This window comes from Mycoplasma sp. 327 (assembly GCF_053851655.1).
In genome coordinates, this window is record NZ_JBSQBA010000003.1 from 18,248 (window position 1) to 36,102 (window position 17,855).

The 17,855-nt window shown below is 29.2% G+C and carries 11 protein-coding genes and 2 rRNA genes; 10 read left to right on the plus strand and 3 right to left on the minus strand.

The window, feature by feature from the left end; translation table 4 throughout:
• Positions 1 to 234: 234 nt before the first annotated feature.
• The 6 genes from ACWXVS_RS01025 (at position 235) to recO (ending at position 10,747) form a co-directional block, all read left to right on the plus strand.
• Positions 235 to 2,985 (plus strand): DUF885 family protein, encoded by a 2,751-nt coding sequence (locus tag ACWXVS_RS01025; RefSeq protein ID WP_455994624.1) that lies wholly within the window; start codon positions 235 to 237, stop codon positions 2,983 to 2,985.
• 219 nt (positions 2,986 to 3,204) lie between these two features.
• Positions 3,205 to 5,931 carry a DUF885 family protein gene (locus ACWXVS_RS01030; protein WP_455994625.1) on the plus strand — a complete coding sequence of 909 codons (2,727 nt, stop codon included), beginning with the start codon at positions 3,205 to 3,207 and terminating at the stop codon, positions 5,929 to 5,931.
• Positions 5,932 to 6,243: 312 nt separating this feature from the next.
• A 5S ribosomal RNA gene (gene rrf, locus ACWXVS_RS01035) occupies positions 6,244 to 6,347 on the plus strand.
• 393 nt (positions 6,348 to 6,740) lie between these two features.
• Positions 6,741 to 9,254 carry a hypothetical protein gene (locus tag ACWXVS_RS01040; RefSeq protein ID WP_455994627.1) on the plus strand — a complete coding sequence of 838 codons (2,514 nt, stop codon included), beginning with the start codon at positions 6,741 to 6,743 and terminating at the stop codon, positions 9,252 to 9,254.
• A gap of 681 nt (positions 9,255 to 9,935) precedes the next feature.
• Positions 9,936 to 10,039, plus strand: a 5S ribosomal RNA gene (gene rrf, locus ACWXVS_RS01045).
• Positions 10,040 to 10,081: 42 nt separating this feature from the next.
• Positions 10,082 to 10,747: a DNA repair protein RecO gene (gene recO, locus ACWXVS_RS01050; protein WP_455994629.1), complete on the plus strand. Its 666-nt coding sequence runs from the start codon at positions 10,082 to 10,084 to the stop codon at positions 10,745 to 10,747.
• 6 nt (positions 10,748 to 10,753) lie between these two features.
• On the opposite strand, the gene ACWXVS_RS01055 is transcribed toward recO, so the two are convergent.
• On the minus strand, positions 10,754 to 12,601 hold the full coding sequence (locus ACWXVS_RS01055) for an RNase J family beta-CASP ribonuclease (RefSeq protein ID WP_438340617.1): 1,848 nt from the start codon (positions 12,599 to 12,601) through the stop codon (positions 10,754 to 10,756).
• 115 nt (positions 12,602 to 12,716) lie between these two features.
• Here ACWXVS_RS01055 and ACWXVS_RS01060 point away from each other — a divergent pair, with 115 nt between their 5' ends.
• The 4 genes from ACWXVS_RS01060 to arcC all read left to right on the plus strand — a co-directional run bounded on the left by ACWXVS_RS01060 (position 12,717) and on the right by arcC (position 15,864).
• A complete protein-coding gene (locus ACWXVS_RS01060; protein WP_455994631.1) occupies positions 12,717 to 13,163 on the plus strand; it encodes a hypothetical protein in 447 nt (148 codons plus the stop codon).
• Entirely contained in the window at positions 13,156 to 13,635 is a 480-nt protein-coding gene (locus ACWXVS_RS01065; RefSeq protein WP_444704993.1) for a large conductance mechanosensitive channel protein MscL, read from the plus strand. Before ACWXVS_RS01060 ends, ACWXVS_RS01065 begins: the two co-directional genes overlap by 8 nt.
• A 247-nt stretch (positions 13,636 to 13,882) precedes the next feature.
• Positions 13,883 to 14,926: an ornithine carbamoyltransferase gene (gene argF, locus ACWXVS_RS01070; protein WP_438340620.1), complete on the plus strand. Its 1,044-nt coding sequence runs from the start codon at positions 13,883 to 13,885 to the stop codon at positions 14,924 to 14,926.
• Between the two features lie 2 nt (positions 14,927 to 14,928).
• Entirely contained in the window at positions 14,929 to 15,864 is a 936-nt protein-coding gene (gene arcC, locus ACWXVS_RS01075; protein WP_438340621.1) for a carbamate kinase, read from the plus strand.
• A gap of 40 nt (positions 15,865 to 15,904) precedes the next feature.
• On the opposite strand, the gene rlmB is transcribed toward arcC, so the two are convergent.
• Both rlmB and ACWXVS_RS01085 read right to left on the minus strand, forming a co-directional pair.
• The gene (gene rlmB, locus ACWXVS_RS01080) at positions 15,905 to 16,609 is read right to left on the minus strand and encodes a 23S rRNA (guanosine(2251)-2'-O)-methyltransferase RlmB (RefSeq protein WP_438340622.1); all 705 of its coding nucleotides are present in this window, start codon (positions 16,607 to 16,609) and stop codon (positions 15,905 to 15,907) included.
• Complete coding sequence (locus tag ACWXVS_RS01085; RefSeq protein ID WP_455993904.1) at positions 16,609 to 17,817, minus strand: class I tRNA ligase family protein; 1,209 nt, start codon at positions 17,815 to 17,817, stop codon at positions 16,609 to 16,611. The genes rlmB and ACWXVS_RS01085 overlap by 1 nt, the downstream gene beginning before the upstream one ends.
• Positions 17,818 to 17,855 lie beyond the last annotated feature (38 nt).

Here is a 17,855-nt window from a genome sequence, read left to right on the forward strand (position 1 = left end):
AAATCATTTCGATTGATTGAGGTGTTAAATTATAAAATATCTTAAAAAGATTGAGATTTGACTTTTTTTGGTCCATTTTTTCCTCTAATTATGTAAACTAAAGGCAAATGTAATATAATAAAAAATGTGTATCTATTGTGGACACACAAATCTTTATTTTTTAAACTTTATCAAAAGGTAAAAAATTTTATTAAATGATAAATTAATAAACTAAATTTAAGGATAAGTATATATATGACTCCAAAAACAAAAAAAGCCCTAATTATTAGTGGTATTGTAGGCGGTATTGTTTTAGTACCTACAGTAGTTACAATAATTCCATATGGCGCTCAAATTTCATGATTTAAAAGAGAAACTCAAAAGAATCAAAGATATGAGAAAGAATATGTAGAAGCTAAGAAAGCAGCTGTTGAAGATGAAGCAAATAAGGCTTTAAAAGCTAAAATCGATGCTAAGGATGCTCAAATTGCAGACTTAACACAAAAAAGCCAAAAAGCTGATGAAGCAACTAAAGCAAAATTAGAACAAGAAATTAGAAATGCTGAAGCAGAACGTGCTCAACTTGACGATCAATATCAAGAAAATATTGAATCTAAAATTTTACCTATATTAGCAAAAATTGCTGAAGAAGGTGATTTGAGATACTATGAAGGTACCTTAAAAAATACAGCCGAATATGTAGTATTGTCATACAAAAAATTTCAAAGAGATTTAGCAAAACTTGCTTCTAGAGATGATTTAGATATAAATTATCCAAGCAAGGAAAATGCTCAAGAAATTATTAAGTTCTATCAAGATTGAATTAATACATTTTCGAAAATTAATTCAAGAAACCTAAACACTGCCTCAACAGCATGAGTAAGCGGATTAAAATATGAATGAGAAATAGCTAAAACAGTTTATGCATCAGAAAGCCGTTTACTTGGTGTTTGATTAGAATGAGGTCTATCTTCAGCATATCCTATCAATGCTTTTTATGACACAATTAGTTCAATTGATGAAGAGAGAGCTCCAAAGGTTCAAAAGAATCTTAAAGAAGGAATTGAATCTGATGTTGTTTTATCAAAAGTGGTTATCAAAAATAATGTAAGATCAATTTTATCTAATTTTTACCAAGATCAATTGAAAGAATTTTTAAATGGATCTGATGATGAAATAAAAGTTACTGACCTTATTGCAAAAAATGAAGAATTAGCTAAATCAAGCCCAAAATTAGTGGAATTCCACAAATTCTATGCTAATGAATATTACAAGGCTTCTAAATCAGGTTTGGGTGAAAATCTAGATGAATTAAAACTATATAAAGCAAATAAAATCAACGAAAAAGAAAATCACGTTGAAGTATTTGATGGCAATGATGTTAAAACAGTTTATGGTGTTGGTTTAACTGAAAAAGACCTAAATGCTAAGAATGTTGGTTTAAATTCTATCGTAGGAAAACCAGGTGTAACAAATGGAGATAAGGTTTATAGTGGTATCTTAAAATTCTCTACTACTACAGATGATACAGCCCAAGATGTGTTTAATTCAGGTTATGAAACAACGACAACAGCTGCTAAAAATATGAAATTGACAGCCGCTGCAGTTGCTAAATTAATTACTGGAAAAGACAAAGGTGTATGAGCTCCAACAATTAAGTATGATGCTGATGGTCTTGGACCAAATCCAGTTGAAGAAGTTAAATTAAAAATTAGAGATGCTAATGGTGAAATCAATATTTCTGATTTCTACAAGTGATTAAACCAAGAACAATTCTTCTTTGGTCGTGAAGATGCTTCATATTACACAGAAGCTAAAAAACACGATTTAGCAAATGATCCTAAATTACAGGATGCAAGACAAAATCTAACCAGATTAGGATATGACTTCTTAAAGACAAATCACAACCAATATGGTTCAATTACAAATGAACAATTCTACTATGGAGCACTAGAAGCATTCAAGGGTTACCATGAATTTAGAGATACTACAATTGAGCATGGATATTCATATTTCCCTAAGAGTGTTCCAAGATACGGAATCACTTCATATGAATATAGAAGACGTGCCGAAGAAGGTGTTGGTGCATATAATGGTAATGCACAAGTTGAAAAAGACGGATTTGGTGCATTTACATTTAATGTCGATCCATACTATAGCTTACCAAAATGATCAGTAACTTCTTTTGCTAACCACGAAAGTGTTATGGGACACCACAACCAAATCTATTACGCTAAAGAGTTTTTAAAAACTATTGATGGATTAACTGTTGGAAATATCTTTGATTACACTTCATATGCAGAAGGTTGAGCTTTATTTATGGAATGATTCGGAATTGAATCAGGACTATATGGAACTCCTGACTTTGACAGCGAAGACTATTACGCTTTCCCAGTAAGTTTTAAACATTCAAATGGAATTACAAGCTTTGTTTCTTCAGCAATATCGCAAGATGAATCAGCTGTAACTGCCGCAGAAATTAAAGGAATGAAGGAATTACATGGTGGTGTATATTGGAGTTTAGTTGCATCAGAAGGCAAAAATAACTCAAGCGATGAAGAACACACTCTAAGAGCTGTTGAATTAGCTAATATGTTACAATATTTTGGTGCTTTAAATGAAGCTCAATTACGTAACATGAGACGTGCTGTCGATCCTGCATACCATGGAAGAATTGAAGGAAAAGAAGATTTACCTGCCGGTGCATCAATTCAAGATGTTAGAAACTTCCTACATGCTAACTCAGCATTAGGAATTGGTGATATTACATCAGAATCAAAACGTTATCTAAACCTACCTGGACAAGCAACATCATATAATGCTGGTAAAGAAGCTATGTTGAAGCTATATGACAGAGTACGTCAATCAAAGGGACTTTCAAGAAAAGATTTTGTTACTGTCGAAGATAAGGCAAACATTAAAGAACTATTAAATCTAATGTTAGAAACAGGTGGATTACCTCTTGAAACTTTAAAGGAAATTGTAGAATTACATTACAAACTATAAGAGATTTAATTATTCTTTTTTAAAAACATCTAGCTAGTCTAGATGTTTTTAATTTTCCTTTCTTGTAGTGAAACTAAAACTCTGTATAGTATCAAAGATAAATATTTTTATGCTTTTTCATTTAAAATTAAGGTACCTGCAATTTTTGGCAGGAACTACTAAACATTGGATTTATATTTTTAAATTAGACATATAATAAAAGGATTTTAAATAATATATATGACTCAAAAAAACAAAAAAGCATTAATAATAACTTCGGTTGTTGGCACCTTAGTTGCAGCTCCTGTGATTTTTACTGTAATCCCTTTTGCTGCTCAAAATGCTTTATTTAGAAAAACAATTAATGAAAACAAGAAACTAGAAAGCGAATTAACAAATGCTGAGGCAAAGGCAGTTGAGGCAAATGTTGATACAAAAAATAATATTGAGGAAAAGAATACCAAACTAAAAGATTTAAACACAAAGTATAATGAATTGGATGATAAAAAGAGTGAACAAGCCACAAAAATTGCTAAAGAAATCGAAATGCTTGCTAGCGAAATTAGAAATCTTGAGTTAGAATACAAAGTAAACATTGATAATGCAATATTGCCTTATTTAGCTAAAATCGCCCAACATGGTGATGCTAAGTATTATGATAATAATTACAAACATACAGCTAGATATATTGTTCTTTCATATGATAAGTTTCAGAGAGAATTAGATGATTTGGCGGCAAATATTGATATATTCTATCCTGAAAAAGAAGATGTTGACAAGATTGTTAAATACTATCAAAAATGAATTGATTTATTTTCAAAAATTAACTCTAATAATCTCAATGTAACTACAACAGCCTGAGCAAGTGGATTGAAATATGATTGGGAAATCGCGCAAACCGTCTATGCTTCACAAGGGCGACTAGCAGGTGCATTTTATGAAGGTGGACCAACATCAGCTTACCCAGTTAATTCATTTTATAAAACTATTTTAAGAATAACTGGCGATAAAGCCGAAAAGATGCAAAGAAACTTAAACGAAGGAATGCAAGCTAATATTGTTTTATCAAAAGTTGTTATTAAAAACAATGTTAATATCATCTTATCAAGACATTATTCAAAGGAATTGCTAGAGTTTGCAAAAGGAACACAAGAATCAAAGTCTGTTATTGAGATAATTGATTCTAATAAAACTCTTGATGAAAAAACCAAGGCATTCCATAAATTTTATGCAACTGAATATTACAAAGCATCAACTACTGGCTTAGGCGAAAATTTAGAAGAGCTTAAGGTGTTTAAATCAAATGTAGTTAACGAATTAGAAAATACTATTGAAATTTTTGATAATTCAAGTAAAAAAGTTGTTTCAATTTACGGGCTTGGTTTAACTGAAAAAGATCTTGATGCTAAAAATGTTGGTTTATCAAGTATTCCTGGTGATGAGAAAAATACAACTGGTAAAAAGATATATGATGGTATTTTAAAATTTGCTACAACTTCAAATGATTCTGCACAGGACGTATTTAATTCGGGTTATGAAACAACAAAGACGGCTGTTAAGAACATGGAATTAACTGCAAAAGCAGTTGCCAGATTAATTACCGGAAATGAGAACGAGCCATGAACCCCAACTATTAAGTATGATTCTGATGGTGTTGGCCCACAAGAGGTTAAGGATGTTGTACTTGAAATAAGAGATGCAAATGGGAATATTAATTTGCCTGAGTTTTATAAATGATTAAACCAAGAACAGTTCTTTTTTGGTCGCGAAAATTCCTCATATTACACGCAAGAAAAGAAGAATGAATTAGAAAAAGACCCAAAATTACAAGATGCTATTAAAAATTTAAAGACTTTAGGTTATGAATTCTTAAAAGGCCAAAATTCTAAATATGGTTCAATTACAAATGACCAGTTTTATTACGGAGCTTTAGAAGCTTTTAAAGGTTATAATCAATTTAGAGACACTACTATTAACGAAGGATATTCTTATTTCCCTAAACAAGTGCCGAGATATGGAATTACTACATATGAATATTCAACTCGTTTAAGTTCAGGTGTCGGTGCATATAACGGAAGAGCTAAGGTTGAAAAAGACGGATTTGGTGCATTTACATTTAATGCGGACCCTTATTTTGGCTTGCCAAAATGGTCAGTAACTTCTTTTGCTAACCACGAAAGTGTTATGGGGCACCACAACCAAATATACTATGCGCAAAAATTTCTAAAAACTGTTGATGGGCTAACGATAGGAGACATTTTTAACTATACTTCATACAAGGAAGGTTGAGCTTTATTTATGGAATGATTTGGAATCGAGGCAGGTTTATATGGAACGCCTGACTTTGAAAATGAAGATTATTACGCTCTACCTGTTAGCTTCAAATCGGCAAAAGGAATTACAAGTTTTGTTAAAGCGACAAGACCACAATATGTAACTAACGAAGAAATTAAAGGAATGAAGGAACTACATGGTGGCGTATATTGAAATTTAGTTGTTTCAAAAAACAAAATTGATGATGATAAATTGCATACTTTGAAAGCTGTTGAATTAGCTAATATGTTGCAATATTTTGGTGCTTTAAATGAAGCTCAATTGCGTAACATGAGACGTGCTGTTGATACTGCATATCATGGAGATATTAAAGGTACTGATGATTTACCAGCTGGCGCTTCAATTAATGACATAAGAAAATTCCTACATGCTAACTCAGCATTAGGAATTGGTGATATTACATCAGAATCAAAACGTTATCTAAACCTACCCGGACAAGCAACATCGTATAATTCAGGTAAAGAAGCAATGTTGAAACTATATGACAGAGTTCGTAAGTCAAAAGGCCTTTCAAGGGAAGAATTTGTATCAAATAAGGAAAACATTAAGGAATTTTTGAATTTATTATTAGAGACTGGTGCATTACCTCTTGAAACCTTGAAAGAAATTGTCGAATTACATTACAATTTATAATTTTATCTGCAAAATTAAAACTAGCCTTTTTGGCTGGTTTTTTTCTTATTAATTCTCAATCAAATCGCAACACTTTTATAGTTTAAAAATGTTTATTAAACCTATGATATCAAATTTATTTAAGACTTAAAAATTAAACCAGTAATCAGGAAAAACTGGTGATGTAGTAAATTTTGTGTAAATTTATCTCCTACTTACTTTTTGAGTAAGAGATTTGAGAATTGCAATATAGTATAAAATGATTGAGAATTTACATAATGGATATTTTTTTAAAAAAAATGAATATAAAAAAAATTAGTATATAATTATATCCATAGCAACCATAACGAAGGGGACCACCTGATTCCATTCCGAACTCAGCAGTTAAGACCTTCCGTGCCGAAAATACCATAAGGGAAGATAGGTCGTTGCTTTTTTTTATTTCCTTTTTTACTTTAAGCATTGTAGGTAACTAAAAACTGATATTTATAAATTTATGAAATAATAATCTTCATGTTTTAAAAAAATATAAAAAAGTTATAACTAATTACTTTGGTAATTTCATTCTATTTACTATATAATATAGTTAATGATTGATTATATAAAATGTTATTTCCACATTTTAATGTAATAAAAAAGTCCTTAAAATAAGATAGATTTGAATATTTGCAATACAAATCAATCAGTTAACATGTAAATTTTAATTTAATTCGAGACTAATTTTAATTCTTAAAATAATAAATTTTTTTTATAAAAAAGTTAATATTTTTCAAATTTTGTAATTAGTTATTTTTAAATAAATTTAAATATAAAATAAATGAGGTATTTTTATGAGGTTATTTAATTTATTGTTGAATGTGTTTTCGAGCGTTTTAATTCCAACAACCCCTGCCGTAATTAGTCGCCAGAGTGAGGATGTTCAAAATAAACAAGAGATTTTAGAAGCAAAAGATAGGAACACTGATATTCTTGATAATTCAATAATTCACAAGCCAACATCTGATGAAATTGAGAATTTGGCCGATTTAAAAATTTTTTATTCAGCAATGACTTTAAAAACACAATATAACTTGTTGCATGCCTATAAAGTTTTGAAGAAATTGCTCAAAATTAATGATTCTGCTGAAATTGATGAATTACCATATAAGAAATATAATGATGAATTAAATCTCGTTCCAGATAATAAACTTAACAACCAATTTTCAGAATATAATATCGCATTTTTGTCGTCATCTTGAAAAGAATTTATTCGTTTATTTAAACAAGCTTCGTTTAATTACGAAATTTTTCTTAACGAAGAAATAAAAAAACAAAATATTAATACTGATTTAAAGGCAAAGGAGGAGCCTCAAAAACTTAGTATTTTTAACCAATTAGATTCCAAATATGATGATGTGTATTTTATTAGAGTTGTTATTGCTGAATTTGAGGCCCTTGAACTGTTAAAAAATAATAAAGAAAATGTGAAAATTGATACTAAAATAATAGACTTATTAAAAGTAGAAGATGGAACAAATCCATCTTCTCCACAGTATGTCAATACCTTGAAAAAAATTATTCCAATTATTACCGAAATAAGAAACATCGCTGGAGAAAGTATAGCTAATAAGCTTTCAAAAGAAGTGGATAAGGAATTAATTAATGACAAGATTAGACTTGAAGCGTTAACAGCTGCCGTTAGAGCAAAAGGCTCAGCTGAATATGAAAAAGATATTAAACAGCGAGCATTAAATGTTACAAAAAATACCTCAATGGAAGAATTAATTAAACTTAGAGATGATGCTGAAAAAGTGTATGATACATTAAAAAGTAAAGCAGAAGAATCATTCCAAAAACTAAAAGAAAAAATGAAATTTCGTGAGCAAATAGATAATGCATGAAACGTTAAGGTTTTACAAAGAGTATATGGCGAGATTATTAAGCAGCAAATTAGTGAGCTTAGAAAAGACACAGAAGCAGTTGTAAAAAAAACTATTGGTTCAGATATGCATGACGATTTTGAAAAGCGTTTATCAAATCAAAATTTAACTTTGGAACAATTGACTGTTATTTTTGAAGAAGCCAATAATGAATTTATTAATGAAAAAGAAAATGCTACTAGAATAGTAAATTCTATTCTTGATGAAGAAGCCAAAAGAGAAAATATTGAAAAAATAGAAAAATCAAACAATATTACAGAATTAAAAAAAATTGCAGATGAAGCTAAGAAAATTAGAGCAAACGAAGATTTGCTAAACGCAAGAAAAAATGCTAAAGAGGCAGTTGATAAAACAGTTGGTTCATCAAAGCATGATGAATATCAAATGAGATTAGAAAAATCACAAGAGGAAATAGATAAACTTTTAGAATTAATAAAAGAAGCAAATCTTGAATATACTACTAAAAAAACAGAAGTTAACAAGATTTTGGAAAGCCTTGATGATAAAAAAGATTTTGTTGAAAAATTTAATAATGCTAACAATATAGCGAAGTTAGATGAATTGCAAAAGATTTTATTGGTTGAAAAGCAAGAACAAGATTTGGTTAATTTAACTAAAAGAGCACAAAAAGCAGTTGACCAACTTGAAGGTTCTAGTCAATATGATGAATTTAAAAAAATGCTTGCTAATGCTAAAGGTGATATGGCTAAACTTCTTAGTGTTGCTGAGAAAGCAGAACCCATTTATAATGCCGAAAAGCAAAAAGTATTAGATATATATAATAAATTATTGGATAAAAAGGATTACCAAGCAAGAATTGACAGCGCGAAAAACATTGGGGCACTAAAGCTTTTATTAAAAGAAATAACCCAAGAAAAAAAGTCGCAGGATAATGCTAAGATAAAAAAAGATGCTGTGGATGCTGTTAATAAGTTAGAAGGTTCTGATATAAAATCTCAATTTGATAAAGAATTAAAAGAAGGCCTTGATGATCCTGAAAAATTAAGTAATATTATTGAAAGAGCTAATAAAGAATTTAGCAAAGAGTTTGAAACAATTAATAAAGAATTAGATAAATTAAATGACTCAAATGTAAAGAAAAAAGAGCTAGAAAAATTAGCTAAAAAAGCTAAAAACATAAAAGAATTAAGAAGCATAAAATTACAAATTCAAAAGGCCATTCTTGAGCAAGAAAACAACAAGAAAGATGATCCAAAAAAAGATAATCCTAAAATGAATCAACCAAAAGAAGAAGAGAAAAACCCTAGTATTCCTAAAAAACCTGATATTTCTAAAAAAGATAGCAAATCTAAGGTTAATGTAGCTGCAATTGCAACCCCGCTTGTGGTAATACCAACGTTGGCAGGAGCAAGCGTTGGCACTTGATATATGATTAAACGTCATAGAAAGAATAAAAAAATGTAATTTTAATATATATTAAAATATAGCAAGCATACTAAATAAAAAGATAAAACCTTAGTCATTGCGAAAAGATAATATATAATTGCGCAATAATATTTAAAAAAATAATTTTTATAAAACTAGCTATACGGCTGGTTTTTAATATTATTTTGTTTCTAGTAAGTAGAGAAATAGTTTTGAATAATTAGATAAAGTAAGGATATTATGCAAAGCTTTAAAAAACTAGAATAATATTAATTAAGCTAATTGTTAAAATAATGAAACATAGTTAGAACAAGAAACTTGCGGATTTTCATAAATAAGATATTTGGTTATTTATGAAATACAATTAAAAATATTATAGATATATTTTTTAATATTCTTTATTGACTATCTTGTTAAAACAATAGCAAAAAAATAGAAACATTTTGTATCCAAACCCTTATGATTTAAAAATTATGCAAGATGATTTGATATATTGATTGGGAATATAAATTAAGTTACTTTTTTGCGGTAATAAACCTTTATAAGTAAAAAGCATATCTAGATATAATGAATTTTATTTTTACAATAAAATTAATTTTTATTATAAAATAATGTGCAAACATGTTTTGCAATTTCTAATTAAAAAACAAGTTTATCGATATAAAAATAATAATTTTAAAAAAATATTATAAAAAAATTTTTTTAATATATAATTATATTTACAGCAACCATAACGAAGGGGCCCACCTGATTCCATTCCGAACTCAGCAGTTAAGACCTTCCGTGCCGAAAATACCATAAGGGAAGATAGGTCGTTGCTTTTTTTATTTTATTTTTTTAAAAAATAGAAAGTAAAATTATATTATATGGTTAATAGAGAATTCGAGACCGAGGGAATAGTTCTAGAAATAATAAATCATGGTGATAATGATGCTATCATCCAAGCTTTGACACAATCGGGTGTTTGTTATTTTTTTGCCAAAGGAATACAAAATGTCGAATCCAAAAATAGAAGAAATTTATTATTATTAGGATTGGTAAATTTTGAATTAATAAGATCGAAATTTATTGGTAACATGCCTAGACTAAAAAGAGCAACACTAGTTTCGTTTTTTCCATTGCAAGAAACCTTGCAAGATATATTTAATAAAGTTCATTACTTTTTAAAGCGAGCAGGTAAGCAAAACAATAATTTTTTATATGCTAGATACAGGGTTTTTTTAGAAAATGTTGAAAAAAAACCAAACCATAGTTTTATTTATATCTTATTAGCTTTTTTAGATATGTTTGGTTATAGGCAAAATTTAAGCTCATGTGTAGAGTGTGGAGATAAAGAACATATTGTAGATTTTGAATTTTATAAGGGAGGTTTTTTATGCCGAGACCACTCACAAAAAAGTAAGGATATAAATTTATTAAGATGTTTGTATTGGATTGAAGCTGATTTTGAATATTTTAAGAGTAATATTGATGAAATTGATGTTATACAAATAATAAATATAGTTATTTCTTTTATGAAAACGATGATATAAAAACCCCTATTCTTCAAGGGGTTTTTCAACTTTTTTAGGTTTTTCTTTTTTAATTTGTTTATTTTTTTTATTTGCTGAGTTTTTTCTTATTATTTTTTTTGGTTTTGAATTTTTGTTTTCAGTTTCAACTTGACTTGATTTTTTAGTATTGTTTTCTTTCTGCATCTTTTGTTTATTAATTTCAACTTGATCAACAAGAAGAATAGTAGGAATAATAACAACATTTCTTCTTTTGCTTTTATAAAAGAAAGGGTCAAGTCTATCGATAATTAATTGTTTAATTCTAGGTATCGTTCAATCTTTTTCGTTTTTAATTGTGTATAAAACCGCCCCGTGTACAAGTCTTTTTGCGTCTTCTACTAATTGCAATGAGTTTTTAACAAAAAATGCTCCTCTTGATACGATTCTTGGCTTTCCAAGAATTATATTTTTTTCTTTATTAATAGCCATTATTACATGGACAAAACCATTTTGTCCCAATTCCATTCTTTCTTTCATGATTTGTGAATTTGTTTTTGATAGAATGTTTCCATCTATAAATACAGGACCAAAATATACTTTTTCATTTGATAAAGAAATCATATGGTTTTGTAAATAATAAACGTCCCCCAACTTAGCAATAATAATGTTATTTGGTTTGATTCCTGATTCAATTGCCGTATAGCCATGAACCACACTCATTCTAAATTCACCATGATATGGCATGAAATATTTTGGTTTTGTTAATTCAAATATCTTTCGATGTTCATCACGGTAGGCATGCCCTGAGGTGTGTAAGTAGCCATCAACACCATTTTCTCTTATAATTGCTCCTAGTTTATATAATCTATTAACTAATAACTCACATTTAGATCTATTTCCTGGTATTGGACTAGATGAAAAAATTATTGTGTCCTTAGGTTTGATTGATATATTTGGGTGTTTATCATATGACATCTTGGCTAGTCCCGCCATTTCTTCACCTTGGGAACCGGTTGTCAAAATTAGTAATTCATTGTCATTATATTTTGAAAGACTTTTTTTATCTATAAAGACTTCATCAGGCGCATTTATATAACCTAATCTTCTACCGATATCAATGTTATCGATCATTGATCTACCAAAAGCAATAACTTTTTTGCCTAATGAAGCGCCGAGCTCAATGATTGCTTTTATTCTTGTAAGATTTGATGCAAATGCCGTAATGATGATTTTCTTTTCAGCTTCTAACATATATTTTTTTATGTCTTTTAATATATCGCTTTCTGATGGAGAATGGTTAGGGCGCATGGCGTTAGTTGAATCCGAAAATAAGACATCTAGACCTTCTTCGCCAATCTTTTTTAGTTTTGAGAAATCGGTTAAATTGCCAATAGGTCGATAATCGAATCTAAAATCACCAGTCATCATTAATGATCCATTTGGAGTTTTGATTCTAACACCAAATGCGTCAGGAATTGAATGTTGAGCAGTTCATCAATCAACACTACAATCACCAAAATCAGCCACAAGATCTCGGTTTATTTCAATAAACTGGACATTTACCTTAATTTTCATATCAGAAAACTTAAGTTTTAGATATTGAATAGCAATTCTTGGGGCATAAATTCTTTTTACATTTACTTGTTGAACCAAATATGGAACACCACCGATATGGTCTTCATGCCCGTGTGTTATGAAAAGCCCTTCAATTCTATCCTGGTTTTCAGCTAAATAAGTAAAATCTGGAATTGAACCGTTAATCCCGGTAACAAAACTATCGCAAAACTTAATTCCGGTATCAATAATAAAAATATGTTGGTCATATTCAATTATTAGTGTGCTTTTTCCAATTTCTTGCATTCCGCCTAAACCAAATATTTTTGTTGGTTTCATATTTTAACCCTCCAGATGAAATTATCTTGTGTACTTTATAAAAAAAGGAATTATTAAATAATACTTTATATAATTATATACATTATTAATATTTTTTAAAAATGGAGTAAAAAAAATGAAAAGTGAAGCAAAAATAAGTATAAGTTCATTTATTTTTAAGATTCTTGTTTTTATAGGTCTTATTATTTCTGGATACTTTATTTACGCATCCGTGTCTAATTTTCTTGGTTCTGTTAATAACAAATTTGAGAGTTCGGATGTTAACCAGGCCTATAAAGGAATAAATGATTTTCTCAATGATATTATTAATCTACTCAAAGAAAATTTAAAATGATTTATTATTCTAGGTTTTTCCTTATTGGGTGCTATCTTAACTTGAATATTAGATGTTATTGTTCTTTCATTTGCTCCATGAAAAACTAATAAATTTGGGAAGACTATTTTGTTTTTATCAACAATTTTTCCTCTTTTTCCTATTTTTTGAATTATATCAATTATAGGGAATTTAGCAATTATGGCCAATAAGAATTCATATAAAAAGAGAGTAAAACAAAATGAATAAAAAAGAATTTGAAGAAAAAAAGAAATATGTAAAAAATGCATTCAAGGATGCTAAGAATGTTGTTAAGCGTGGAAATATGATAATGCTAGCTATAGGGTTATTATTAGGTACCTCGTTTGGCGCTGTAATATCTTCGCTAGCTAAGGATGTTATTCTTGCGGCTATTACCTCTGTTTTTAATGTTAACGAGGTAAAGGACATCAAAATCGGCAATATTCTTATTGGCCAATTTCTTGCGGCACTTATTCAGTTTCTTATTGTTACAGTGGTTATATTTGTAAGCTTATTTTTAGTATATTTGATTAGGAATATCATTCAGTATCACAAGGCAAAAAAATTACCAATAGTTGAAGAAGTTGAGGAGCCAAAACCATTAACTACAGAGGAACTAATTTTAGAAGAACTTAAAAAGATTAATGTTGAACTTGCAAAAAATAAGAAGAGTGATGAAGAGAAATTAGTGCAAGAATAAAACCTAAGAATTGAATTGCGATTTACTGATTTATAAAGTATAAGCTTAATAGCTTATATTTTTTTGTTCTTTTTAAATTTCATTTATTTTTTACTTTAGGCTAAATAAAGCTATAACTATTTAAAAAAATAAAAAAATTGCTATAATTTTAGCGTGTTTTATATAACCAAAAAACACTTAAAAACTATAAAAAGTCTATCTAAAAATATTAAATATATAACCAAATAAACATAGGAGATTTTATAATATGCCAATGAATTTAAAAGGTCGTAGTTTAGATACAGCTCTAAACTTCACAACCGATGAAATCAATTACCTTTTAGATCTTTCTTGAGAATTAAAGAAAGCTAAAATGCAAGGGCTACATATTAACAATCGTCCTTTAACAGGAAAAAACATTGTTATTATGTTCCAAAAAGACTCAACAAGAACACGTTGTGCATTCGAAGTTGCTGCCGCTGATTTAGGGGCAAGCTGCACATACATTGGACCTACAGGATCTAATTTTGGTAAAAAAGAATCAGTTGAAGATACAGCTATGGTTTTAGGCCAAATGTATGATGGTATTGAATTCCGTGGTTTTAAACAAACAGATGTTGAAGCACTTGCTAAATATTCAGGTGTTCCAGTTTGAAATGGTTTAACCGATGCTGAACACCCAACACAAATGTTAGCTGACTACTTAACATTTAAGGAATTCGTAGGTGATCTAAGAGGAAAGAAAATTGTTTTCGCAGGTGACATTAAAAACAATGTTGCTCGTTCATTAATGATTGGTGCTGCATTCTTTGGTGTTCATATTGTTTTATGTGGTCCTAAATCACAATGAGAAATTGTTAAAAGCGGGCCAAACCATAAAGATGTTTATGAAGCTGTTCAAAAACTTTTTGAACGTAACGGCGGATCAGTTTCATTTTCAGATAACAAGATTGAAGCTGCTATGAATGCTGATGCTATTTATACAGACGTTTGAGTATCATTAGGTGAACCATTTGAACTATTTGAATCACGTATTCAAGAACTTGGTGCATTTCAAGTTGATATGGCTATGATGAAAGCAGCAAAAGAAAGTGTTATTTTCTTGCACTGTTTACCTGCATTCCATGATGATAAAACTTTATTCTCATCAGAAATCAAAGAAAAACTTGGACAAAAATACCCAGTTGTTGCAACCGGAGCTATGGAAGTTACTGACGAAGTATTCCAATCAAAATACAATAAATCAATTCAACAAGCTGGAAACCGTATGCACACAATTAAGGCTGTTATTCTAGCTACAATAGGATATTAATTATGAGTAGAATCGTTATTGCCTTAGGTGGGAATGCGTTAGGAAATAATCCTGCAGAACAAAAAGAATTAGTTAAAATTCCTGCGAAAAAAATTGCTGAATTAGTTAAGGCCGGCCATGAAGTTATTGTTGGCCACGGAAATGGGCCACAAGTTGGTATGATTTTCAATGGTTTTGTTAGTGCTGCATCAGTTAATCCTAAATCACCATTAGTTCCTTTACCAGAAGCTGGCGCTATGTCACAAGGATACATTGGATACCATATGGTTAATGCAATTACCAATGCATTTAAGGAAGAAGGATTAGAAGAAAAAGAAGTACTATATCTATTGACTCAAACTTTAGTAGATCCAATGGATCCTGCATTCAAAAATCCTACAAAACCTATTGGTCCTTTCTTTATGACAAGAGAAGAAGCAGAAATGGCTAATCCTAATAGTGTTATTGTTGAAGATGCTGGACGTGGTTTTAGAAAGGTTGTCGCTTCGCCAAAACCAATTAACTTTGTTGGTATTAACCAAATGAAGAACGCTATTGAAGCTGGAGCTACTGTTATCGTTGGTGGTGGTGGTGGTATCCCTACTGTTAAGGATGAAAATGGTTTTATCAATGGAGTTGATGGAGTTATTGACAAGGATTTTGCTTTAGCAAAAATGGCTGCCTTAACAAATGCAGATTACTTCATTGTTTTAACTGCAGTTGACTACGTTAAAGTAAACTACGGAAAACCAGAACAAAAAGATCTAAAACACGCAACAAAAGCTGATCTTGAAAAATACATCGAAGAAAAACAATTTGCTCCTGGAAGTATGTTACCAAAGGTGCAAGCTGCTATTAAGTTTGTTGAAGAAGGCGGAAAGGCTGCATTCATCGGAGATTTAAAAGATTTAGAAGACATTATTGCCGAAAAAATTGGTACAAAAGTTACTTTAAATTAATTTTAAATTTATATATAAAAAAGTTGGGACGCAATCCCAACTATTTTATTTTGTTATTTTTTTGATTGTACAATTCATACAAACAAATGGCGGTAGCAGCAGAAACATTTAATGACTGAACAGAATCAAAATCTTGTTGTATATAAATCACTTCATCTGCATGTTTTAGTAATGTTTTTGATACTCCGCTTTCTTCATTACCCATAATTAAGGCAACAGGAAAGCTAAAACTTGTATTTGATATTGTTTTGGCTTTTTTATCTAGTGCTGTTGCATATATTCAAAAACCATTATTTTTTAAGTTTTCAATAGCTTCAAACAAGCTAGCAACCTTGATGATTTTGATATTTTTAAATCCACCGGACGAGGTTTTTAAAACAGCCGGAGTTATGTCTACACTTCTGTTTTTAGGTATGATAATATGTCTTATTCCAAAAACATTAGCTGAACGAATTATTGCTCCGAAGTTTTGTGGATCTTGTATATGATCTAAAATTAAAATTGTCTCAGCCTTATCCTTATAAATTGAACCAAGATCATGATAATTAAAACTTTCAATTTCTGCAATGTAACCTTGATGATTACCATTGACTATCTTATTCATTTCACTTGCTGGTAGATAGGTTATATTTTTGGCTTTAATTTTATTATTTTGTAATCCCTTTAATAGAAATATCTTTTTAATAGGAAAATCATTTTCGATAGCCTCAAGGACTGAATTTTTTCCATATATAAAGTTCTTCATTATATTAATTTCTTATCCTTTAATATTTTTCTTAGATTATCGGCCTGTATATATTTTTTTTCATCTAATAATTTTTGTCATTGATTATAAAGAGCGAGGTCTTTGCTACTGATTTTTTTATTTGTAAAACTAAAACCAAGAATTTTCATTATTTCTAGGAATGTATTAAAGTTTTCTTCTATTTTTGAAAGTTGTATTATTTCCTTATTTGCTTGCGCAAAATTCAATTTTGCACACAATTTAATTATTTCATCAACTTTATTTTTATTAATTTTATAAGTATTGTTTTTTAATTGGACAGTATTATTAATGACAATAAACTTATTTATAAGTTTCTGCAATGAATCAAATAATTCATCGCTAACATTTATCGGCTTAGCATAATTGGTACTTAATATCATTAGCTTATAAGTATCCGGATGGTATTTTTTTAAAAAATCATGGGGAAAAATAAGATTTCCTATTGACTTAGACATTTTTTGATTCTTATAGTTTAGTGTTCCAAAATGAATTCAGTTGTGTGAAAGAGGCTTATTGTATATTGAATAATGTTGAATATTTTCGTTTTCATGGTGCGGAAAAATTAGATCAATACCTCCACCATGGATATCAATAGTTTCGCCTTTGAAATATTTTGATATGAAACAACTACATTCAGTATGTCAACCAGGACGTCCCGGGCCAAAAGGGCTTTCAAATTTTATACCAATATTAGTTTCCTTTCATAAAGCAAAGTCTTGCTTATTTTTTTTATTTAATTCATTATTATCATCATCTGATATTAAATTTTCAATTTTTTGTTTGCTAACAGAACCATAGAATTCCTTAAATTTTAAGACATCAAAAAAAACGTTGCCGCCTACTTTATATGCTGCTTTTTTATCTATCATTTTTTGTATATATTCATACATATCATTTAATGAATCAGTAACTCTAACTATTTTATTTGGCATTTCAAGATTAAACAATTTGAATAAATCAAGATAATATTCTTCATATTTTTTTGCTATTTCTAGTTCGCTTTTGTTTTCATCTATAGCCTTTTTAATAATTTTGTCATCTATATCAGTTATATTATTAAGATAAAATATTTCTTCTCCTAGAAATCTTTGGGCTCTTATAAGGATATCAAATGTAACACATGGTCTTATATTTCCGATATGAGGATAGTTATAAACTGTTGGACCACATAAATAATATTTTTTCATGAAAACATTATATATGATATATCCTTAAAATAAACAAT